Below are 21,322 nucleotides of genomic sequence, written 5' to 3'. Positions count from 1 at the left end.
GGCACACCGCCCTACGCTCTGCTCCGAATCTGACATACCGTCAGCTAGCAGGGGGTCGAAGTGAACGACACCGCACACGCCCTGGGCCTCTCGCACACCCTGTGGGAGCTGGTGGACCGCCGGGCCCGCCTCACCCCCGACCGGCCCGTCCTGCTCCAGGACGACCGCCGGCTGACCTTCGGCGAGCTGCGCGCGCGGGCCGAGCGGGTCGCGGCCGGCCTGTACGACATGGGGGTACGCCCCGGCACGGTGGTCGCCTGGCAGCTGCCCACCCGCATCGAAACGGCCCTGCTCTCCTTCGCGCTGGCCCGCCTGGGCGCCGTGCAGTCCCCGGTCATCCCGTTCTACCGGGACCGGGAGGTGGGCTTCGCGCTGCGCGAGTCCAAGGCCGAGTTCTTCGCCGTACCGGGCGTCTGGCGCGGCCACGACCACACGGAGATGGCCCGCCGCCTCGGCGCGAAGGGCGTCTTCGAGGCGTACGACACCCTGCCCGAGGGCGACCCGTCCGCCCTCCCCGCTCCCCCCGCCGAGGGCACCTCGGTCCGCTGGATCTACTGGACCTCGGGGACCACCTCCGACCCCAAGGGAGTCCTGCACACCGACCGCTCCCTGATAGCGGGCGGCTCCTGCCTCGCCCACGCACTGCGCCTCACCCCCGAGGACGTGGGCTCGATGGCGTTCCCGTACGCGCACATAGCCGGCCCCGACTACACGGTGATGCTGCTGCTCTACGGCTTCCCGGCGGTGATGTTCGAGCAGTTCGCGCTGCCGGACGCGCTGGAGGGGTACCGGCGGCACGGGGTGACGGTGGCGGGCGGCTCCACGGCGTTCTACTCGATGTTCCTGGCCGAACAGCGCAAGCAGCCGGGCGTGAAGGTCATCCCTTCGCTGCGGCTGCTGGCGGGCGGCGGAGCCCCGAAACCCCCGGAGGTCTACCACTCGGTCGTACGCGAGATGGGCGTCCAGCTCACCCACGGCTACGGCATGACCGAGGTACCGATGATCACCATGGGGGACCCGGAGGACACGCCGGAGAACCTCGCGACGACCGAGGGACGCCCGCCGCAGGGGATGGAGATCCGGATCGTCGACGGCGAGGTACGGCTGCGCGGGGAGGCGGTGTGCCAGGGCTATCTCGACCCCGCCCAGACGGCGGCCGCCTTCGACCCGGAGGGCTTCCTGCGCACGGGCGACCTCGGGCACGTGACGGACTCCGGCCACCTGGTCCTCACCGGCCGGCTGAAGGACGTGATCATCCGCAAGGGCGAGAACATCTCGGCCAAGGAGATCGAGGACCTCCTCGCCGCCCATCCGGCGGTGGGGGATGTGGCCGTGATCGGCCTGCCGGACCCGGACCGCGGGGAGCTGGTCTGCGCGGTGATCGAACAGGCGCCGGGCGCCGGTGAGTTGACGCTGACAGACGTTGTCTCCTACCTGCGCACGGAAGGCCTGTCCGTCCACAAACTGCCGGAGCGGCTGGAGGTCGTGGAGGCCCTTCCGCGTAACGAGACCTTGCGGAAGGTGCTCAAGTACAAGCTGCGGGAGCGGTTTTCGCGGCCGGTTCCCTGACGGTCGTGAGCAACAGCCTTTGCCTGCCCTCGCCGGCCACGGTTCCCGGCTTGCGGACGGCCGGCTGAGGGATCTGGACATCGCGCTGCGGCGGTTCACGGGCGGCGGCGTATCGGCCGCGCTGCACGAGCTGTGGCGACAGCTGGAGACCGGATTCGAGGTCGCCGAGGCCCTGGCCGGACTCGGCACACTGAGCCGGGACGCTTCCGCCGTCCTCTCGGAGCCGTAGAGAGGGGTACGCGTCCGGCTCGGCGGCGAGGCGTGCGTGGTCAGCGCCCGCAGCTACTCGGGAACGGTGAAGTAGCGCGCGAACGCCGGGACGATCTCCGCCTCGCCGATCCTGCCGTCGCCGTCCGTGTCGAGTGCGGCGGCGGTCGCCCGGGCGATCTCGTCCGGGACGTGGAAGACCCTGAGGACACGGGCGGTGTCGGGGACGGTGGCGTGGCCGTCCTCGTCCGGGTCCGCCACCGCCAGGGCCGCGTGCAGGAAGGGGCGGGCGATCTCGCCGAAGCGGTCGGGGTTGTCGCGCAGGCGCTTGACCGCGCCAGTGACGAACTCCTCGCGGGTGATGCGCTGGTCCCCGTCCCGGTCCGCGATGCCCGCCATGCCCTGCCAGAAGGCCTCCGCACCGGCGTACAGCGCCTGACCCTTGTCGGAACGGGCAGGGACGGCGAACTCGGCGAGCAGCGCCTTGGCCGCCGCGTTGAAGTCCTCGCGGTCGATGTAGCCGTTGCCGTCCTGGTCGAAGGTGGCGAACCGGGCGGCGATCCTGCGCTCGTACTCGGTGCTGACCATGTCTGTTCGGGCCGCCTTACGTTGACGTGGAGGTCGATCTGGCAGGGAGCGTACGTCGTGGGAGGCGGCGGCGTGACGGAAAAGGGGTGGTTGTGCCAAGACCGGGGGAATTCTGGAACAACCTTGTGGCGATGGCACGGCGGTAGGGCGGTAGGGCAGTACTGACGCCGATCACGGTGGCGTTCAGGCCGACAGGGGACCCGCCTCGTCGGCGGTGGCGGACTCGACGTCGGGACGTATGTCGAAGAGGCGGCGGACGCCGAGCGCGCCGAGGACCCGGTTGACGTGCGAGCCGTCGTCCGCGCCCCGGTCCGGCAGGATCAGCCGCAGCCGGCCCTGGCAGGAGCGGATCAGCCGGCGGGCGGCGACCAGGACGCCGACCCCGCTGGAGTCGCAGAAGAAGACCTCGGAGAGGTCGAGGATCAGGCCGTGGTGACCCTCGGCCACCACGTCGTGCACGCGCTGGCGCAGCACCGGCGAGGTCATGAGGTCCAGTTCCCCGGACACCCGGAGCACGGCCCACTCGCCCTGTGCACCCTGTTCGGTGCTGGTCACCTTGAACGCCACGGCCACGCCCCTCCGCTCGCCGGATCTCCCGGGAACCGCCCGGAAACGGAAGCAGTTCCTACGTTTCTCTCCGCGCGGCTGCCCAGCGGCGGTTCCCTGAAACTTCGGAGAACAAACCGCGCGCGATCAACATGGGGCTTGTTTCAGTCACTATCGATCCTGTTCGATCGGAGATGGACACCCCTTGCGTGAAGATCGTGTGAAGAGGGCACTATCACCTGCGGCGCCTCGGGGGGCGCACATTGACACAAAGGGGCGTGCACGGTCAGACGTGCCGACTACATTCGAGAGGACAGGGCCAAGACGCTGGACGGGCCGGCCGAGGGCGAGGGGAGGGGCAGCATGGCGCAGAAGGACGTACCGCCCCGGTGGGACCGCAAGATGCAGCAACGGCTCGCGCGCGGCGAGGCGGCCGCGCTCGGCGAGCTGTACGACCGGTTCGCCTCCCTCGTGCACAGCCTCGCCCACCGCGTCCTCGGCGACGAGCGGGCCGCGGACGGTGTGACCCGCGAGGTCTTCGCCCACCTCTGGGAGCATCCCGACACCTACGATCCCCGGCAGGGTCCGCTGCGCTCCTGGGTCGCCGCGGTGACCCACCGGCTGGCCGTGCAGCGGCTGCGCGCCACCGAGACCGCCGCGCTCACCCGGGGCGAGGGCGGCTCCGCCGAGGAGCCGGAGATCCTGGAGGGCGAGGTGCTGGAGAGCCTGGAGACCAAGGTGCGCCGCGCCTCGGTCGCCGCCCGCGCCGACTACATCGTCCACTCGATGCCCGCCCCACTGCGTGCCGCGCTGGAACTGGCCTATTTCCAGCGCCGTGACTACCGCCAGACCGCCGTCGACCTCGGCGTGACCGAGGACGAGGCCCGCCGTCGGCTCCGCCTCGGCCTGCAACTGCTGTCCACCGCCCATGACATCGGCACACCGCCGGGATACGGGGGTGCGGTGTGAGCGGCACGGGAGGGTTCGAGGCGCACGACGGTCACGAGGGGGACGAACACCAGGGCGGGGGCGCTCAGGGAACCGGCTCCGGTGCCGGTGATGTGCCGCCGGGTGCCGGCGGTGCCGGACCCGACCGGTCGCCGCGGATACCGCTGCCCCGCGCCTCCGTCGAGGACAGCGGGCTGCCGCTGCCCGACCTCGCCGACCTGGGGGACCTCGCACCCGTGCCGCTCGACCTGCCGCACGACGTCCTGAAGTCGCTCCTCGGCGCCTGGGCCCTGGCCGCCTGCTCGGCGGCCGAGACGGCCGCGGTGGAGGAGCATCTCGGCACCTGCGGCTCCTGCGCGGACGAGGCGCTGCGGCTGCGCGAGGCGGTCGGCCTGCTGCACCAGCCCGAGACCCTGGACCTGGACCCCGCCCTGCGCACCCGCGTCCTGGAGAGCTGCCTGGACCGCCGGCCGCCGCGCATCCCGGTGCCCGAGTGGGCGGCTCCGTACGACGCCGAGACCGCGCGCCTGGACGCGCTGCTCCAGGACTTCGGGGACGCCGAGTGGCATGCGCCGGTGCGGCTGCGCTGGTTCGATTCGGACGCACCGACGAGTCGTCGTACCACCGTGGCCGGCGTGATCGCGCATCTGCTGTCGGTGGACGGGCTGGTGGCGACGGCGCTCGGCCTGGAGGATCCGCTGGCCGAGGTCGTCGACAAGGACGGGTCGGGCGAGCAGGGCGTGGCAGGGCCGGCCGCACGGACCGAGGCGTTCTGGCGGACGTCCCACTTCCCTCCGACGCGATCGGTGCGGGGGCCGTGGCGGGAGCAGAGCCACAGCCTGGTGCGGACGGTGTCCTTCACGGGCGGCACCGCGGGCGGGCTCACGGTGTCGTACGGCGACTTCGCGCTGCCGTTGCACGACGCGATGCTGGACCGCGCGTTCGAGTGCTGGGTGCATGCGGAGGACATCGCGGAGGCGGTGGACTATCCCTACGAGCCGCCCGCGCCCCGGCACTTGAACAAGATGATCGACCTCGCCGCCCGGATGCTGCCGGCCGCGCTGGCCGAGCGGCGCCGAGCCGGGCTGTCCGCGCCGGGGCGGACCCCGCATCTGGTGCCGGCGGGGGCGCCGGGGCGGAGTCTGCGGCTGGAGATCGAGGGCGCCGCCGGTGGCGAGTGGCTGATCCCGCTGGACTCGCCGGCGGCGGTGGGCTCCGCCGAGTTCGAGGTGGCCCATGTCGCCCTGGACGGCGTGGAGTTCTGCAGACTGGCCGCGGGCCATGTGCCGCCGGAGGAGGCCGCGGCGGGGCGGGTGGGTGACCGGGAGGCGATCAGGGATGTGCTGTTCGCTGCCGCCGGGCTCAGCCGGATGTGAGCCTGGCGGCTACGGACGGGGGCACGCCCAGCCACATCGGCCCGCAGTCACCCGACCCGGGCAGCCCCCGGCTCAGTGCACCGAGAACCCGCCGTCCACGAAGATCGACTGCCCCGTGACATAGCCGGAGGCCCCGCTCGCCAGGAACACCGCCGCGCCCGCGAAGTCCTCCGCCAGTCCGTTGCGGCCGATCAGTGTGCGGGCGGCCAGTGCCGCCACCTTCTCGGGGTCGGAGGACAGCCGTGCGTTGAGCGGTGTCATCACGAAGCCCGGCACGAGGGTGTTGCAGGTGACGCCGTACGGCGACCAGGCCTCGGCCTGGGAGCGGGCCAGTGACTCCAGTGCGCCCTTGGAGACGCCGTAGGCGCCGCTGTGCACGAAGGCCCGGTGGGCCTGCTGGGAGGTGATGTGGATGATCCGGCCGAAGCCCCGCTCGGCCATGCCGGGACCGAACCTCTGCCCCAGCAGGAAGGGCGCCTCCAGGTTCAGCGCCATGGTGGCGTCCCACACGTCCTCGCCCAGCTCGCCCATCGGCGGCCGCAGGTTGACCCCGGCGCAGTTGACGAGGATGTCCGGCTCCCCGAACACCCCGGCAGCCTGCTCGGCCGCCGCGCGCACGCCGTCGCGGGTGCTCAGGTCGGCGCTGACCCAGGCCGCCCGGCAGCCCTCGGCCGTCAGCTCGTCGACCGTGGCGGCCAGCTGCGACTCCTTGCGCGCCACGACCACCACGCTCGCGCCGGCGCGCGCCAGCGCCCCGGTGACGGCCCGGCCGATGCCGGAGCTTCCGCCGGTCACCACCGCGACTCGGCCGTCCAGCGAGAACAGTTGGGAGAGGTACGCCTGCGCAGTCATGCGGGCAGCCTAATCGGCGGCCCTCAGGCGAAGATCACCGTCCGGCGGCCGTTGAGCAGGATCCGGCGCTCCGCGTGCCACTTCACCGCGCGCGCGAGTGCCTGGCACTCCACGTCCCGTCCGATGGCGACCAGTTGGTCCGGCGTCACACCGTGCCCCACCCGCTCGACCTCCTGCTCGATGATCGGGCCCTCGTCGAGGTCGGCCGTCACATAGTGCGCGGTGGCACCGATCAGCTTCACGCCCCGGGCGTGCGCCTGGTGGTACGGCTTGGCGCCCTTGAAGCTCGGCAGGAAGGAGTGGTGGATGTTGATGATCCGGCCGCTGAGCTGCTTGCACAGGTCGTCCGAGAGGACCTGCATGTAGCGGGCGAGGACGACCAGTTCGACGTTCTCCTCGCGCACGATCTCCAGCAGCTGTGCCTCGGCCTGCGCCTTGGTCTCCTTCGTCACCGGGATGTGGTGGAAGGGGACGTGGTACGAGCCCACCAGCTCCTGGAAATCCGTGTGGTTGGAGACCACGGCCGCGATCTCCACCGGCAGGGCGCCGATGCTGGCGCGGAAGAGCAGGTCGTTCAGGCAGTGGCCGAACTTGCTGACCATCAGGACGATGCGCATCTTCTCGTCGGCCCGGTTGAGCTGCCAGTCCATGTGGAAGGTGTCACCGATCGCCGCGAAGCTCGCCCGCAGCTTGTCCACGGTCAGCGGCGCGTCCGCCGAGAAGTGGACGCGCATGAAGAACAGTCCCGTGTCGTGGTCGCCGAACTGCTGGCTGTCCTCGATGTTGCAGCCGGTCATGAACAGGTAGCTCGACACGGCGTGCACGATGCCCTGCTTGTCCGGGCAGGAGAGGGTGAGGACGTACTGGTCGGCCGGGGCGGCGGCCGGGGCGGACTGCTCGTTCATGCACCACAGGGTCCCATACGGCCACGCGCCGTGGGCAATCGTCCCGCAGGGCGGGACGGGTGGGCACGGCCTGCGGCGCCGGGCGCCGCCGCAGGAAGAGCCGGACCCCGCTTACGCGGACCTGGTCACGATCCGCAGTACTTCCAGGCTCCGCGGAGGTGCGTCGGGGTCGTCACCGTCGCTCGCCGCGAGGCGTATGTGCGCGTCCCGGGCCGCCCGCACCGCCTCCGGCCACCCGTGGTGGTCGAGGTAGGCGGAGACCGGCGCGTCCGGGCCGACCTGGTGCATGATCCTCAGCACCCGCAGCACGGCGGTGTCGACGAGCGCCGCCTCCTGCGAGTCCCGGAATATCGTGCCGACGTACTTCTCTGCGGACCAGTTGTCCAGCCAGGTGTCCTCCACCAGGCGGTACACGGCGTCGGTGACGTCGCCGTATCCGTCCACACCGGCCAGCCAGACGTTCTGCTGGAACGCCGGATCGGAGAGCATGTGCAGCGCGGAGCGCACATTGCTGCGCCAGCGCCACCACGGCATGTCGTTCAGTGGCATGCCGCCCATGGTGGAGGAGCGACGGCCGCGACGGGAAGAGTTCTCCGGAGCTTGCACGGTCATCGATCGTACGTTCCTCGTCACACGAGTCTCACCGACCCCCGTAATTCACCTCCGTGTCACTCTTCGTTGACCATGGAGCACTCCACGGTTAGCAGTGTGACGGAATCGTGCGTGTTCATGACCGGCAGGCGACGCACCCCCCGCAGCATCCTCCGATCCTTCTCCCGGCCCGTCAGAGGCACCGCCCTGTCCGCGGGTGCCCTGGCCGCCGCCGCGTCGCTCACCGCCGGATGCGGGGTCATCCCCGGTGCCACGGGGGGCTCCGGGGATGACTCGATCAAGGTCATGACCTGGGCACCCGAGAACACGGACGCCACCAACAAGCCCGGCATGCCCGCGATGGCCCGCACCTACGGCAAGTGGATCAACTCCCAGGGCGGCATCAACGGCCGCAAGCTCGAGATCCTGACCTGCAACGACCACAACGACAGCGTGGGCGCGGCGAAGTGCGCCCGGTGGGCGGCGGCCGAGGACGTCGTCGCGGTCGTCGGCTCCTACAGCCAGTTCGGCGACTCCTTCCTCGCCCCGCTGGAGAGCGCCGGCATCCCCTACATCGGCGGCTACGGCGTCACCAGCGAGGAGTTCACCGGCCCCATGGTGTACCCGGTCAACGGGGGGCAGCCCGCCCTCCTGGCCGGCCTCGGCAGGGCGCTGTCCGCCGCCTGCGGCCGGATCTCCCTGGTCCGCCCCGACAGCATCGCCGGGGACCAGCTGCCCGCGCTGCTCGACTCGGGCCTGAAGGCGGGCGGGCACGCGGCGGCCGACGACCAGCTCGCCGCCGAGAACGCCACCGAGTACGACAGCCAGGTCGGTCAGGCGCTGCGGGGGGCCACGAAGGACGCGACCCGCAAGGGGTGCGTGGTGCCCGCGCTCGGGGACCGCACCAACACCTTCATGGACTCCTTCCGGCGGGCCCGCGAGGACTACCCGTCGGTGCGGACGGCGACGGTGCTGGGCAGCGTCGACCAGACGGTGATCAACGCGACGGGCGGGGCGTCGGGGCCGTACGAGGGGGCGTACATCACCGGCTGGTACCCGGTTTCGTCCGACGCCCGCTGGGACCCGATGAAGAAGGTGATCAACAAGGAGGCCTTCGGCGACAACCGCATCGACCCCGCGGACGCCGGAGTGCAGACCACCTGGATCGCCTACACCGTGCTGAAGGCCGTACTGGAGAAGATCGGCTCCGGCGAGGTGACCGCCGACAGCGTGCGGCACACCCTCAACGACGGCCTGCACGTGTCCACGGGCGGCCTCACCCCGACCCTGCACTGGCCCTACGAGAGCAAGCTGGCCGGGGTCGGCTTCCCGCGGCTCGTCAACGCCGACGTGACCCTCCAGGTCGTCCAGGACGGCCGGCTGGTCGCGGCGAAGAAGACCGCGGGCTCGGGCATCGACGGGATCACCGACATGACCAGGACGCTGGAGAGCGCCCAGATCGACTGACCCTGCGCCCCGGCTCCCGCCGGTCCCGCCTCACAGCTGGGTGGGCTGGCGCTGGGTCAGGCCGTACTTCTGCGCGATGGCGTTCCACAGCCCGGCGGCCTTCACCTTCTGCTGGCTGGCGGTGCCGCTCTCCCGGTTGCCCGCCTGGGTCTGGCCGGTGACGCGGGCGTGGCCCTTCTTGCAGCCCTTGCCGCTGCCCGCCTGGTCGGCCCAGGCCGCGTAGTGGTTGTCGGCGGCCGCGGAGGCCTGCCAGGCCTTGGTGAGGGCGGCGGTCAGTTCGGCGTTGCCCGGCAGCTTGTCGACGGACAGCTTGCCGAGCCGGGTCACCAGGTCGGTGCGCTGCCTGGCCGCGTCGCGCAGGTCGGAGGCGGCCTGGCCGAGGTTGTTGCACTGCTTGACGTTCGCCACCGCCCGGATCACCGAGGCGCGGCTGCTGCCGCTGTCGGCGAGCAGCTTGTCCAGGGCGACGGCCTGCTCCTTCGCGGGGTCGGCGGCCGCCGAGGCGGAGTCCTGGGTGGCCGGGGAGGCGGCCGCGACGGTCTTGTTGTCGTCGCCCTTGTCGCCGCCACCGCCGCTGAACAGCGCACCGACGCCGACTCCGACGACGACGATGCCGACGCCCACCGCGGCGATCAGCGGCACCTTCGAACCGCTACGGCCGCCCCGGCGCCCGCCGTCGTCGTCCATGGGCGGGCTGTACGACGGCTGCGCCGGGCCGGGGTAGCCGGTCTGCGGCTGACCGTAGCCGCTCTGCGGCTGGATGCGCGGCATCTGCTGCGTGGCGCCGGCCGGGCTCTGCCCGCCTCCCGGCCCGCTGCGGAAGAGGTTGTCGAACTCGGCGGGCGGCTGCCGGTCCCCGCCCTGCGCCTGGGCGCCGTAGGGCGGGATGTACTGCGTGGCCTGGGCGTCGGGGTGCGCGGGCGGCTGCTGCGTGAGCCCCAGATACCGCGTCTGCTCGCCGACCGCCTCGGGCGGCAGCGCGCCTGCGGCCACCGGCGGTATGTACTGCGTGGCGCCCTCGTCGGCAGGGGCCGCCGGGACCGGGGGCAGGTACTGGGTCGCCCCCTCGGCCGCGGTGGCCGTGGGGACGGGCGGTATGTACTGGGTCGCGCCCTCGTCAGCCGGTGCCGGCGCGGCGGCCCCGGGAACCGGCGGTATGTACTGGGTCGCGCCGTCGGCCGCCGGAGACAGCGCCGCGCCCTGCGCCGGATAGACGTCCGGCACGGCGGCGGGCAGGGGCGCGGCCGGGTACTGCTGCTGGTACGGGGCCGGGGCACCGTGGGCGGGCTGCCGGGCCGCGGAGTCCTGAGGCTGCGAGCCGCCGTCGTACGGGGCGCCGCCGTACCCACCAGGGGCCTGGGCGCCGTACGCCGGGGCTTGTCCGGGCGTGCCGTAGGCCTGGCCGCCGTACGACGGAGCCGGTGCGCCCTCCGGGGGCAGCGGGCCGGGGCCCTGGCCGGCGGGCGGCTGCTGTTCCGGGGCGCCCCACTGCTGGGCGGGCGCCTGAGGCCAGCCCTGGTCCTGCTGCGGCGCCTGCTGCCCGCCGGGGCCCCACGAGCCGCCCCAGGCCTGGCCGCCGGCCGGTGCGGCGGCGGCCGGGGGCCCCGCCATGCCCGGCAGCAGGGGCTCGCCTCCGTCGGAGGGCAGCACGATGCCTTCGCGCGCGGGCTGCGCCGAGGGCTCCTCGCCCTGTCCACTCTGCGTCACCGGGACTCCTACGAATGGGGGACCTTCGGAATCGTCGGCTCACGCTACCGGGTCCCCCGAGCCGGGTGCCACGCAGCTCAGGGCGCGATCTTGTTCCCTGTGACAGCAGTAACAAAACGGCCCCGCGGTGCGCTGTTCAAGGGAACGGTCGTGGATCCGGGTGCCGTTTCCCGTGCGTTCACGCAACCGGGGGGCCGATGTTCAGGCGGCCTGCTGGAGGTCGAGTCGGGCCCCGAACTCCCGTACGACCGCTTCGTCCCGGAAGGGTTCCAGGCGCTGCTGCAGGTCCTCCAGGTACTCGGCGCCCCGGTTGGAGCGCAGCGTCTCCAGCAGCTCCACCGCCTTCATCCCGGTGGTGCACGCCTGCTCGATCTCGCGCTGCTGCACCTGGGCCGTGGCGAGCAGCACATAGCCGATGGCGCGGCGCCGGGCCCGGGACTCGGGATGCCCGGCCAGCGACTGCTCGGCATAGCGCGCCGCCGCCTCGGCCTGGCCCAGGTCGCGGTGGCAGTGCGCCAGCTCGTCGGCCAGATAGGCCTCGTCGAAGTGCGCGATCCACACCGGGTCGTCGCCGGATACCGCATCCGCCTGCTCCATCGCCGAGACGGCCCGCCCGCAGGCCGCCTGCGCGGCGCGGACGTCACCGAGCAGGGCGTGCCCGCGAGCCTCGGCCGCATGGAACATCGCCTCCGCGCGCGGGGTCACATGCCCGCGCGCCCCTTCCTGCGCGGCCCGCGCCAGCTGGGCGATCTCGCGCGGGTTGCCGAGCTGAGCGGCGAGGTGGCTCATGGAGGCGGCGAGGATGTAACCGCCGTAGCCACGGTCGCCGGCCGCCTGCGCCAGGCGCAGCGACTGGATGTAGTACCGCTGGGCCAGGCCCGGCTGCCCGGTGTCGACCGCCATGTACCCGGCCAGCTCGGTGAGCCGGGCGACGGTCGCGAAGAGGTCGCGGCCGACCGCCTCGCGGTACGACCCCGCGAGCAGCCCGGAGACGACGCTGTTGAGGTAGTGGACGACGACCGGGCGCACATGCCCGCTGCCGTACTGGTGGTCGAGGTCCACCAGCGCCTGGGTCATGGACCGTACGGCGGCCACGTCGGACTGGCCCACGCGTGGGCCCGCCTGCCGGGACACCTGGGCGTCCGGCGCCGAGATCAGCCAGTCGCGGCTGGGCTCGACCAGTGCGGAGGCGGCGACGGACGAGCCGGACAGGAAGTCCCGCCGGCCCACGTCGCTGCGCCACAGCTCGCAGACCTGCTCGATGGCCCCCAGTACCGTCGGCGAGAACTGGAGACCGACCCCCGAGGCGAGGTTCTTGCCGTTGGCCATGCCGATCTCGTCGATCGTGACCGTACGGCCGAGCTTGCGCCCGAGCGCCTCCGCGATGATCGCCGGGGCCCGGCCCCGCGGCTGCTGACCGCGCAGCCAACGGGCCACGGACGTCTTGTCGTAGCGCAGGTCGAGACCGTGCTCGGCGCCGCACATGTTGACCCGCCGGGCCAGCCCGGCGTTCGAGCACCCCGCTTCCTGGATGAGTGCCTGCAGCCGTTCGTTCGGCTGCCTCGCGACGAGAGGCCTTGCGGCCATGTGCTACCCCCTGCGAACCCCTGGAGCGTGATGTTCCGGCCGGAAGAGTCCGGTCGTGAAGATCACTGCCCAGCTGACATACCGTCAATGCGTGACATGTGCGGTTTGCCGGGGTAAAGGCAGATGCCATCCCCATCGCTGGCTACCCACCCCACGCCCTGCTTCCTCCTGCGCGCCCCCACCCGTGCACCCATGCGCCCCGGCTGCGGGGCCGGTGCTCCTCCCCCGCGCACGCATGGGCCGTAACTCCAGGTGGGTGCGGGAGTTGAGTGAAACGTGGAAGAGACGATCGCCGGCACCCAAGCCGCTCAGATTCCGCAGCAGCGCGGGGAATCGCTGCTGGAAACCGCCGTACGCTACGCCGAGGAGCGGCACTGGGACGTGTTCCCGGGCGCCTGGCTGGAAGCCGTCGACGGGGCGCAGCGCTGCTCGTGCGGCGATGCTTCCTGTCCTGCGCCGGGTGCGCATCCCACGCGCCCCGACTGGACGACCCAGGCGACCGGCAGTGCGACCGTCGCGCGCCGGATGTGGCAGAAGCAGCCGACGGCGTCGATCCTGCTGCCGACGGGGCGTACGTTCGATGCGTTGTCCGTCCCGGAGAGTGCGGGGTTCCTGGCGCTCGCTCGTATGGAGCGGATGGAGCTGACGCTGGGGCCGGTGACGTTGACTCCCGACCGGCGTATGCAGTTCTTCGTGCTGCCGGGGGCTTCGGTGAAGGTTCCTGAACTGGTGCGGAAGTTGGGGTGGTCGTTGGCCTCGCTGGATCTCGTGCCGTTGGGGGAGGGCGGTTACGTGGCTGCTCCTCCGACCCGGTTCGCGTCCCGGGGGGCGGTTCAGTGGGCTTGCCGGCCCACTCCCGCCAATCGGTGGCTGCCGGATGCGGAGGAGCTGATCTCACCGCTTGCGTATGCCTGCGGACGGGATCGGTAGCCGCGCCCCTTCAAGTCGGCTGCAGCCGCGTAGGGTTCCTGCATGACCGAGGCTGCAGTGCGTGTGCGTGGGCTCTGGAAGCAGTTCGGGGCGCAGGTTGCCGTCGGCGGGATCGATCTCGATCTGCCCGCCGGGAAGTTCATCGGGCTGGTCGGGCCGAACGGGGCCGGGAAGACCACCACGTTGTCCATGGTGACCGGGTTGCTGCGGCCCGATCAGGGGTCCGTCGAGGTCGTCGGGCACGACGTGTGGCGGGACCCGGTGGCCGTGAAGGCGCGGATCGGGGTGCTGCCCGAGGGGCTGCGGCTGTTCGAGCGGCTGTCGGGGCGGGAGCTGCTCGGGTACTCGGGGCGGCTGCGGGGGCTGCCCGGTGCCGAGGTCGACAAGCGGGCCACGCAGTTGCTGGACGTGCTCGACCTGGCCGGGGCGCAGCACAAGCTCGTCGTGGACTACTCGACCGGCATGCGCAAGAAGATCGGGCTCGCGGCCGCGCTCCTCCACAATCCCGACGTGCTCTTCCTGGACGAGCCGTTCGAGGGCGTCGACCCGGTCTCCGCGCAGACGATCCGGGGCGTGCTGGAGCGGTACACCGCCTCCGGCGCCACCGTCGTGTTCTCCTCGCACGTGATGGAGCTGGTCGAGTCGCTGTGCGACTGGGTGGCCGTCATGGCGGCGGGCCGCATCCGGGCGACGGGCACGCCGGCCGAGGTGCGCGGGGAGCATCCCACCCTGCAGGCGGCCTTCCTGGAGCTGGTGGGGGCGCGCGGCCGGGACGCCGCGTCCGATCTGGACTGGCTGGGCGGCGGGGCGACCCGATGACGAGCCTGACCTCCACCGTCGTACGGCTGAAGCTGTCGCTGCTGCGGAACGGACTCAGGCAGTCCACGGGCCGGCGGGCCGCGTTCGTCGCGTCGGCCGTCGTCACGCTGCTGTTCGCGCTGCTCCAGCTGCTCGGCTTCGTGGCTCTGCGCGGGCACGCGCACGCCGAGGCCGCCGCCGTGCCGGGTACGGCCGTGCTGGCGCTGGGCTGGGCGGTGATGCCGCTGTTCTTCCCGAGCGGTGACGAGACGCTGGACCCGACCCGGCTGGTGCTGCTGCCGCTGTCGCCCCGGCCGCTGGTCCGGGCCCTGCTGGCCGCCTCGCTGGTCGGGATCGGGCCGCTGTTCACGCTGCTGGTGCTGGTGGGGTGCGTGCTGTCGGTGGCGCACGGCGCAGCGGGCTGTGCCGTCTCCGTCGTGGCCGTCGTCCTCGCCCTGCTGGTCTGCGTGGCGCTCGCGCGGTCCGTCGCCGCGGCCAACGTACGGCTGCTGACGAGCAGGAGGGGCCGCGATCTGGCCGTGCTGAGCGGACTGGTGATCGCCATCGGGGCGCAGCTGGTCAACTTCGGCGCACAGCGGCTGGGTTCGACGGGACTCGGGCAACTGCAGCCGGCCGCGGACGTGCTCTCCTGGGTGCCGCCCGCGTCGGCGGTGGGGGCGGTGCGCTCGGCGAGCGAGGGGGAGTACAGCACGGCTCTCGGCCAACTCGCGTTGTCCGCAGCGGCGTTGGCGCTGCTGATCGTGGTCTGGGCGCGCAGTCTGGCCCGACTGATGACCTCGCCCGACGGATCCACGCTCCAGGCGGCCGACGCGGGGGTACGCGACCGTTCCCCGGCCGGGCTCCGGCAGCTGCTTCCGGGCGGGCGCACGGGTACGGTCATGGAGCGCAGCCTGCGCTACGTCTGGCGCGACCCGAAGACCAAGGCCGCCTGGGTGACCTCGCTGGCCATCGGGCTGATCGTGCCGGTGTTCAACGCGGTGCAGGGCACCGGGTCGATCTACTTCGCGTGCTTCGCCGCCGGCATGCTCGGCATCCAGATGTACAACCAGTTCGGGCAGGACACCTCGGCCTTCTGGATGGTGGCCCTGACGATCTCCTCACCGCGGGACGCCTACACCGAGCTGCGCGGGCGCGCACTGGCCCTGCTGGTGATCACCCTGCCGTACGCCGCCCTCGTCACCGCCCTGACGACCGCGCTGCTCGGCGCCTGGGCCCGGCTGCCGGAGGCGCTCGGCCTGTCCCTCGCCCTGCTCGGCGCGATGCTGGCCACCGGCGCCTGGACCTCGGCCCGCTTCCCGTACTCCATCCCGCAGGAGGGCCACAAGAACGTGGCCCCCGGCCAGGCGGGCCTCGCCTGGATCTCCGTCTTCGGCGGCATGGTCGCAGCGGCCCTGCTCTGCTCCCCCGTCATCACGGCGACGATCTGGCTGAACGTGACAGCGGACGGCCATGCGTGGAGGTGGCTGCTGCTGCCGGTGGGGGCGGTCTACGGCGCTACCCTCACGCTGCTGGGCCTGAGGCTGGCGGCTCCCCGAACGGCGACCCGCCTGCCGGAGATCCTGACGGCGGTCAGCAAGGGCTGACGGCGCCACACGCAGACGAGAAGGCGCAACACCGCTCAAACACCCAGCACAGCCTCGAGAAACGGCTCGACAGCACTCCGCCAGGCCACCGGCTGGTCATAGTGAACAAGGTGCCCGGCCTCGGCAACCTCCGCATACTCCCCAAGAGGCAGCACCCGCACCATCTCCTGCGCCTCCGCCCGCCCCAACTCCCCATCAAGTCCACGGACGACAAGAGCAGGGCACCGCACCTGGGCCAACTCCTCCCAGTGCGCGTCATAGACCCAGGTCTCACGGGACTTCAGCATCTGGTCGCGGTCGAAAACGGGCCGCCAGCCGTCGGCAGACTCGTGCATCACCTCGGCGTAGAACTCCCCCCGCGCAGGGTTCGGCCGCTCCACCCACGGATCGTCCTCACCGAACCACTTGCGTACGTCTGCCAGCGTGGCGAAGGGAACGGGCCAGGCCTTGAACCAGTCCGCCCACTCCCGCTGCGAGGCCGCGCCCAGCGCGGAGGCCCGCATGTCACAGATGATCAGGCCCCGCACCAGGTCGGGGCGTTTCGCGGCGAGCTGCCAGGCGGTCAGGGCGCCCATGGCGTGGCCGATGAGGACGGCGGGGGCGAGGCCGAGCTGTTCGAGGGCGGCCTCGGCGTCCTCGACGTAGGCCTCCCGGGTGTACGCGGCCTGCGGGAGCTTGTCGCTCTGGCCGTGGCCGCGCTGGTCGAGCGCGACGGCGCGGTGGCGCTCGGCGAGCCAGCGGGCGGTGGACGCCCAGTGCGAGGCGCGGCCCATCAGGCCGTGGAGTAACAGCACGCCCGGGGCGCCGGGCTCCGCCTCCGGTTTGGGCGGGTCCGCGAACTCCCACGCGGCCAGGCGCACCCCGCCCGCTCCCGTCACATCGATACGCCGTGCCATCGGTCTGGCACCCCCCAGCTCCGCCTGCCTCGCACCGGTGTACTGCCGTTGTCGCCGTCGTGCTGCCGCCGCAGACTATCGAATGCGTATTCGAAAATACGGCCTCTGCGGACAACACCCCTCGTTCGAGTGACACCCCTCAAGGAATGATCGCCGCCGCCGAGGGGATCTTTCTGGCGGGAGGCGGACCGCTCGGGGAAAAACGGTCCGAGGGGGACGACCCTGAGAGCTCGGGGCTCCGGGTCGGCACAGGGGAGGACAGGCCCCGGCGCCACACGGCGCCGGGGCTCTTCTGTGCCTCAGCGCTTGGCGACGAACACATGCGAGGCGACGTCCGCCTCCAGCTCGGCCGCCTCGCCGCCGCTGCCCACCAGCACCCCGCCGGCCGACTCCGTCACGCTCACCACCGAGCCGGGCTGCACACCCGCGCGGCGCAGCGTGTACATCAGCTGGGCGTCCGTCTGGATCGGCTCGCCGATCCGGCGGACCACGACCGTCTTGCCGTCGCTGCCCGGGTCCAGGTCGGCCAGCGACACCATGCCCTCGTCCAGGAACGGGTCCGCCCCGTCCTTCTCGCCCAGCTCCTCCAGGCCCGGGATCGGGTTGCCGTACGGCGACTCGGTCGGGTGCCGCAGCAGCTCCAGGACCCGGCGCTCCACCGCCTCGCTCATCACGTGCTCCCAGCGGCACGCCTCCGCGTGGACCTGCTCCCACTCCAGGCCGATCACATCGACCAGCAGACACTCCGCGAGACGGTGCTTGCGCATCACCCGCGTGGCCAGCCTGCGGCCCTCGTCGGTCAGCTCCAGATGGCGGTCGCTGGCCACCGAGACCAGTCCGTCGCGCTCCATGCGCGCCACCGTCTGGCTCACCGTCGGCCCGCTCTGGTCCAGCCGCTCCGCGATGCGGGCGCGCATGGGGACGACGCCTTCCTCTTCGAGTTCGAGGATGGTGCGGAGATACATCTCCGTGGTGTCGATCAGTCCGGACATACGTGCCCCTCGATTACCTCTGCCGGAAGCCCGGCGCGTGCGCTGGCCCTGCAACCAATTCTGCCGTACCCCACCGACAAGCGGGGGGTACCGGGAAAACGGGGGCCGCTGCGATCTCGTCGGCCGTGGGCAGTATGCGGCTGTTCGTGCCCACCGCGGCGGAGCCGCACATCGATACAGCCCCGCGCCCCTGGGGAACCGCAGCACATGGCACCCGTACAGCCCCCGGCCGTATTGACACCGCACTGGTCCAGACCGCACGGTGATCCGCGACACAGACGCTGCGAAGGGGCACCGCATGAGCGACGGCACGCCTGCCGACCTGTTCTTCGACGCCGCCATCGGCCTGCTGCAACGGGTCCGCGAGGAGGAGGCCGAGGCGATCACCGCGGCCGGCACCCTCCTCGCCGACACCGTCGCGGCCGGCGGCCGCCTGTTCGCCTTCGGCGCCGGACACTCCTCGCTGCCCGCGCAGGACGTCGTCTACCGCGCCGGCGGTCTCGCCCTGATGAACCTCCTCGCCGTCCCCGGAGTCGTCGGCGTCGACGTCACCCCCGCCACCCTCGGCTCCGCCCTCGAACGCGTCGACGGACTCGCCGGCGCCGTCCTCGACACCTCCCCGATCCGCGCCGGCGACGCCCTCGTGATCATCTCCCTGTCCGGCCGCAACGCCCTGCCCGTGGAGATGGCTCTCAACGCCCGCGCCCTCGGCGTGAAGGTCATCGGCGTGACATCGGTGGCGTACGCCTCTGAGACCACGTCCCGGCACGCCTCGGGCACCTTCCTGAAGGACCACTGCGACATCGTCCTGGACTCGAAGATCGCCGTCGGCGACGCCGAACTCACCCTCGACACCATCCCCGCCCCCTTCGCCCCCGCCTCCACGGTCGTCACCAGCGCCCTGATGCAGGCCGTCATGGCCACCACGGCCGCCGCCCTCGCCGACCGCGGCATCGAACCCCCGCTGCTGCGCTCCGGCAACGTCGACGGCGGCCACGACTGGAACGGACGGATCATGACGGAGTACGCGGACCGGATCTTCTACCGGCACTGAGCACCGGCTACTGCTGCTCCCCCGGCTTCTCCCGCACCGCCTCCGCCAGATCCAGCTCCGCCGCGATCCGTACGGCCACGTCCTCCGCGTAGGCCGCGTCCGCACGCTCGAAACGGCTGCGGCCGGACCCGCGCAGGAACGTGACCACACCCAGCGTCCGGCCCCGGCTGCGCAGCACCGCACACAGCGCGTACACCGCGTCCTCGGGCCACTGCCGGGCCCGCGCCCACTCCCGCGCCTGCTCGGCCGGAACGGACCCGGCGTCCGCACGCACGGTTCCCGCCCGCTCCACACAGCTCAGCGCCGGATGCCCCTCCTCGTAGCGCAGCGGCAGCCCCGCGGCGCCCGTCAGCAGGCTGGGCCCCGGCGCTCCGGCGGGCGACGCGGCCAGCCGCACCAGCCGCACCGGAACCGCATCGTCGCCCTCCGCGCGCGGGGCACCCGCCAGCCGGTCCAGCAGCGCATGGTCGGCGAACCCGGCGAGGGCGAAGTCCAGGTGGACGGTGGCCGCCTCCGTCGGATCCTCGCACTCGGCCGCGGCACGGGCCGCCCGGTGCAGCTGGTTGGAGCGGAACCGCAGCAGCGCCGCCTCCTGCTCGCCCTGCTTGGCGTCCGTGACGTCCTGGAACAGCCAGCCGACCCCGAGCGGCACGGGCTCCTCGGCGAGCGGCGAGGCCAGCCGCACGAACCCACTGCGCCAGCAGCGCCGCTTCTCCCCCTCGGACGTACGCACCGTCACCCACATCTCGGCGGGCGCCGGCGGCGCACCCTCGGCCAGGACATGGGTGAGCGCGCTCTCCAGCTCCTCCACACCCTGCGCGAGCAGCTCGCCGAGCGGCCGCCCGAGCGCGGACGTCCGCCCGATGCCCAGGGCACGGGCCGCGTGCGCATTGACGACGGCGGGCCGCAGATCGGCGTCGACCAGCACGACACCCCAGGAGGCGTCCTCGAACAACGCCTCGCTGAGCGCGATCGACCGCTCCAGATCGATCTGCGCATGCACCTCGCTGAACGCGCAGTACAGCCCCGCCGGCTTCCCGTCGGGCCCGCGCACGGCAGCCGACTGGGTCCGTACGAGAACCCGTCCGCCGTCCTTCGTGACCAGCGCGAACTCGTGCACCTGCCGGCCCGGCGCATGCATGGCCGACATCAGGCGCGCCTCGACATCCTCGGCGTCGGCACTGCGCACCGCCCACCCCGCGAACCCGTGCCGCCCCACCGCCTCGGCGGCCGTCCAGCCGAGGATCCGCTCGGCCTCGCGGTTCCAGTGCGTGACGACCCCGTCCGCGTCGAAGGCGCACAGGGCCGCGTCCATCCCGTCCAGCAGCGCGGCGAGCAGATCGGAGCCGCCGGACTCCTCCGGACCCTCGTCAGAGCTGTGCGGACCGTCCGGCTCGGGCTCGTCCGGCCCCAGCTCGTCGGTGGTCCCACTCCGCCGGGAAGCACTCACCTGGACCCCCTGCAGGCTGCGTCCGCGCACGTACGGCGCTCGGTTCGCTCACTTGCCTTCATTCAACTGGAACGTGACGCAGCCCACATCCTGTTCCCGCAACATTGCAGGAATCAATGCCCGCCACCGGGCCCTGGCTCCAGCCGCAGATCAACCCACTCATCCGGAAGCCGCACTGCCAATCTCTCGAAAAAACAGTTGAGCGTCCGGAAGCCGGTTCCTAGAGTGGGCGTTACTTCGGAAAGGAGGTGGTTCGGCAGATGTATGAATACCGGACAGAAGAGGTGGCTGCGGGCTAGCGGCCTGCCACCACACCATGTGCGGTGCCGGACCAGCGTGTGTGACAAACACGCAGCCGGCCTAATCCAACGCAGTCACCCGACCCGCGAGCTCGCCGGCACGTCCGGCCGGCTCCGACGCCGAACAGGCGGAGGAACCGAGCTCGCGGGTCGTCTGCGTGTGGGGAGGGTGCAGCGCCTTCAGGGGCTGAGCCGCTCCACGTCCCAGTCGCCATCCGGTCGGGACACGTACCGCAGCCGGTCGTGCAGGCGGTTCTCGCGGCCCTGCCAGAACTCGACCGTCTCCGGCGCGATCCGGAAGCCGCCCCAGTGCGGCGGGACCGGCACCTGCTCGCCCTCCGGGTAGCGGGCGCCCAGCTCCGCATAGGCGGCGTCCAGCCCGTCACGGGACGGGATCACCGTGGACTGGGCGCTGGCCCAGGCGCCCAGCTGGGAGCCGTGCGGGCGCATGCGGAAGTACGCGGCGGTCTCGTCGCGGCCGGTCCGGCGCGCGACACCCGTGACGATCACCTGGCGGGCGATCGGATGCCACGGAAAGAGCAACGAGATGTACGGGTTGACGGCCAGCTCGCGGGCCTTGCGGGAGTCGTAGTTGGTGTAGAAGACGAAGCCGTCGGTGTCGTACTGCTTCATCAGGACCGTGCGGGAGCTGGGGCGGCCCGTGGCGTCCGCCGTGGAGACGACCATCGCGTTGGGCTCGTAGATCGTGCCGTGTGACGCCGCCCGGGCGGCGTCCTCGAACCAGCGGGAGAACTGGTCCATGGGATGCGAGGCGAGGTCCTTCTCGTCCAGGCCCTGGGCCCGGTACTGCTTGCGCATGGCTGCGGGATCGACGAGGGGGTCGAGACTGATGTCGCGGTCGGTCACGCGGTCATCTTGCCGTATCGAACGTGAGTGGCACTCAGTGTCGTGTGGGCTCCCCAACGATGGCACTCGGAGTTATGGTGCTGATTCCC

Annotated in this window: 20 protein-coding genes; 9 read left to right on the top strand and 11 right to left on the bottom strand. The window is 72.0% G+C overall.

All coding sequences use genetic code 11. From position 1 onward, the window contains the following. The first annotated feature begins 60 nt into the window (after positions 1–60). Entirely contained in the window at positions 61–1,569 is a 1,509-nt protein-coding gene (locus ACZ5DS_RS23970) for a class I adenylate-forming enzyme family protein (RefSeq protein WP_468241926.1), read from the top strand. 19 nt (positions 1,570–1,588) lie between these two features. After that, positions 1,589–1,798, top strand: coding sequence for a hypothetical protein (locus ACZ5DS_RS23965; RefSeq protein ID WP_468241925.1), 210 nt, complete (start codon positions 1,589–1,591; stop codon positions 1,796–1,798). 53 nt (positions 1,799–1,851) lie between these two features. On the opposite strand, the gene ACZ5DS_RS23960 is transcribed toward ACZ5DS_RS23965, so the two are convergent. Next, a complete protein-coding gene (locus tag ACZ5DS_RS23960) occupies positions 1,852–2,364 on the bottom strand; it encodes an EF-hand domain-containing protein (RefSeq protein ID WP_468241923.1) in 513 nt (170 codons plus the stop codon). 183 nt (positions 2,365–2,547) lie between these two features. After that, a complete protein-coding gene (locus ACZ5DS_RS23955; RefSeq protein ID WP_468241922.1) occupies positions 2,548–2,937 on the bottom strand; it encodes an STAS domain-containing protein in 390 nt (129 codons plus the stop codon). A 336-nt stretch (positions 2,938–3,273) separates the two neighbouring features. Between ACZ5DS_RS23955 and ACZ5DS_RS23950 the strand changes: the two genes are divergently transcribed. Both ACZ5DS_RS23950 and ACZ5DS_RS23945 read left to right on the top strand, forming a co-directional pair. Then, positions 3,274–3,879, top strand: coding sequence for a sigma-70 family RNA polymerase sigma factor (locus ACZ5DS_RS23950; protein ID WP_468241921.1), 606 nt, complete (start codon positions 3,274–3,276; stop codon positions 3,877–3,879). Then, positions 3,876–5,234: a zf-HC2 domain-containing protein gene (locus ACZ5DS_RS23945; RefSeq protein ID WP_468241920.1), complete on the top strand. Its 1,359-nt coding sequence runs from the start codon at positions 3,876–3,878 to the stop codon at positions 5,232–5,234. The genes ACZ5DS_RS23950 and ACZ5DS_RS23945 overlap by 4 nt, the downstream gene beginning before the upstream one ends. Positions 5,235–5,306: 72 nt before the next feature. On the opposite strand, the gene ACZ5DS_RS23940 is transcribed toward ACZ5DS_RS23945, so the two are convergent. From ACZ5DS_RS23940 to ACZ5DS_RS23930, 3 genes are all read right to left on the bottom strand, one after another. Further along, positions 5,307–6,086, bottom strand: coding sequence for an SDR family NAD(P)-dependent oxidoreductase (locus ACZ5DS_RS23940; protein WP_468241917.1), 780 nt, complete (start codon positions 6,084–6,086; stop codon positions 5,307–5,309). 23 nt (positions 6,087–6,109) lie between these two features. Beyond that, complete coding sequence (purU, locus tag ACZ5DS_RS23935) at positions 6,110–6,991, bottom strand: formyltetrahydrofolate deformylase (RefSeq protein ID WP_468241915.1); 882 nt, start codon at positions 6,989–6,991, stop codon at positions 6,110–6,112. 111 nt (positions 6,992–7,102) lie between these two features. Further along, entirely contained in the window at positions 7,103–7,603 is a 501-nt protein-coding gene (locus ACZ5DS_RS23930; RefSeq protein WP_468241913.1) for an SCO4402 family protein, read from the bottom strand. A 117-nt stretch (positions 7,604–7,720) separates the two neighbouring features. On the opposite strand from ACZ5DS_RS23930, the gene ACZ5DS_RS23925 reads away from it, so the two are divergent. Then, positions 7,721–9,049: an ABC transporter substrate-binding protein gene (locus tag ACZ5DS_RS23925; protein WP_468241911.1), complete on the top strand. Its 1,329-nt coding sequence runs from the start codon at positions 7,721–7,723 to the stop codon at positions 9,047–9,049. A 30-nt stretch (positions 9,050–9,079) separates the two neighbouring features. Here ACZ5DS_RS23925 and ACZ5DS_RS23920 read toward each other — a convergent pair whose 3' ends face one another. Together ACZ5DS_RS23920 and ACZ5DS_RS23915 are read right to left on the bottom strand one after the other, a co-directional pair. Then, on the bottom strand, positions 9,080–10,756 hold the full coding sequence (locus tag ACZ5DS_RS23920; RefSeq protein ID WP_468241909.1) for a hypothetical protein: 1,677 nt from the start codon (positions 10,754–10,756) through the stop codon (positions 9,080–9,082). 201 nt (positions 10,757–10,957) lie between these two features. Continuing rightward, entirely contained in the window at positions 10,958–12,343 is a 1,386-nt protein-coding gene (locus ACZ5DS_RS23915; RefSeq protein ID WP_468241907.1) for a transcriptional regulator, read from the bottom strand. Between the two features lie 276 nt (positions 12,344–12,619). Between ACZ5DS_RS23915 and ACZ5DS_RS23910 the strand changes: the two genes are divergently transcribed. From ACZ5DS_RS23910 to ACZ5DS_RS23900, 3 genes are read left to right on the top strand one after another with little or no spacing between them, the layout of a single operon-like run. Continuing rightward, entirely contained in the window at positions 12,620–13,273 is a 654-nt protein-coding gene (locus tag ACZ5DS_RS23910) for a bifunctional DNA primase/polymerase (protein ID WP_468241905.1), read from the top strand. 42 nt (positions 13,274–13,315) lie between these two features. Continuing rightward, positions 13,316–14,092: an ABC transporter ATP-binding protein gene (locus ACZ5DS_RS23905; RefSeq protein WP_468241902.1), complete on the top strand. Its 777-nt coding sequence runs from the start codon at positions 13,316–13,318 to the stop codon at positions 14,090–14,092. Next, entirely contained in the window at positions 14,089–15,675 is a 1,587-nt protein-coding gene (locus ACZ5DS_RS23900) for a transporter (protein WP_468241900.1), read from the top strand. Before ACZ5DS_RS23905 ends, ACZ5DS_RS23900 begins: the two co-directional genes overlap by 4 nt. A gap of 35 nt (positions 15,676–15,710) precedes the next feature. On the opposite strand, the gene ACZ5DS_RS23895 is transcribed toward ACZ5DS_RS23900, so the two are convergent. Then, positions 15,711–16,571, bottom strand: coding sequence for an alpha/beta fold hydrolase (locus ACZ5DS_RS23895; RefSeq protein ID WP_468241898.1), 861 nt, complete (start codon positions 16,569–16,571; stop codon positions 15,711–15,713). Positions 16,572–16,870: 299 nt separating this feature from the next. Further along, positions 16,871–17,563, bottom strand: a complete 693-nt coding sequence (locus tag ACZ5DS_RS23890) for a metal-dependent transcriptional regulator (RefSeq protein WP_067120881.1) — start codon at positions 17,561–17,563, stop codon at positions 16,871–16,873. A gap of 298 nt (positions 17,564–17,861) precedes the next feature. Between ACZ5DS_RS23890 and ACZ5DS_RS23885 the strand changes: the two genes are divergently transcribed. After that, positions 17,862–18,617 carry an SIS domain-containing protein gene (locus ACZ5DS_RS23885; RefSeq protein ID WP_468241895.1) on the top strand — a complete coding sequence of 252 codons (756 nt, stop codon included), beginning with the start codon at positions 17,862–17,864 and terminating at the stop codon, positions 18,615–18,617. 7 nt (positions 18,618–18,624) lie between these two features. Here ACZ5DS_RS23885 and ACZ5DS_RS23880 read toward each other — a convergent pair whose 3' ends face one another. Continuing rightward, a complete protein-coding gene (locus ACZ5DS_RS23880) occupies positions 18,625–20,067 on the bottom strand; it encodes a PAS domain-containing protein (protein ID WP_468241893.1) in 1,443 nt (480 codons plus the stop codon). Between the two features lie 479 nt (positions 20,068–20,546). Then, positions 20,547–21,233 carry a pyridoxamine 5'-phosphate oxidase gene (gene pdxH / locus ACZ5DS_RS23875; protein WP_468241890.1) on the bottom strand — a complete coding sequence of 229 codons (687 nt, stop codon included), beginning with the start codon at positions 21,231–21,233 and terminating at the stop codon, positions 20,547–20,549. Positions 21,234–21,322 lie beyond the last annotated feature (89 nt).

It is taken from the genome of Streptomyces sp. NPDC031100 (assembly GCF_055570785.1).
This window is presented reverse-complemented; position numbering and strand designations above follow the sequence as displayed.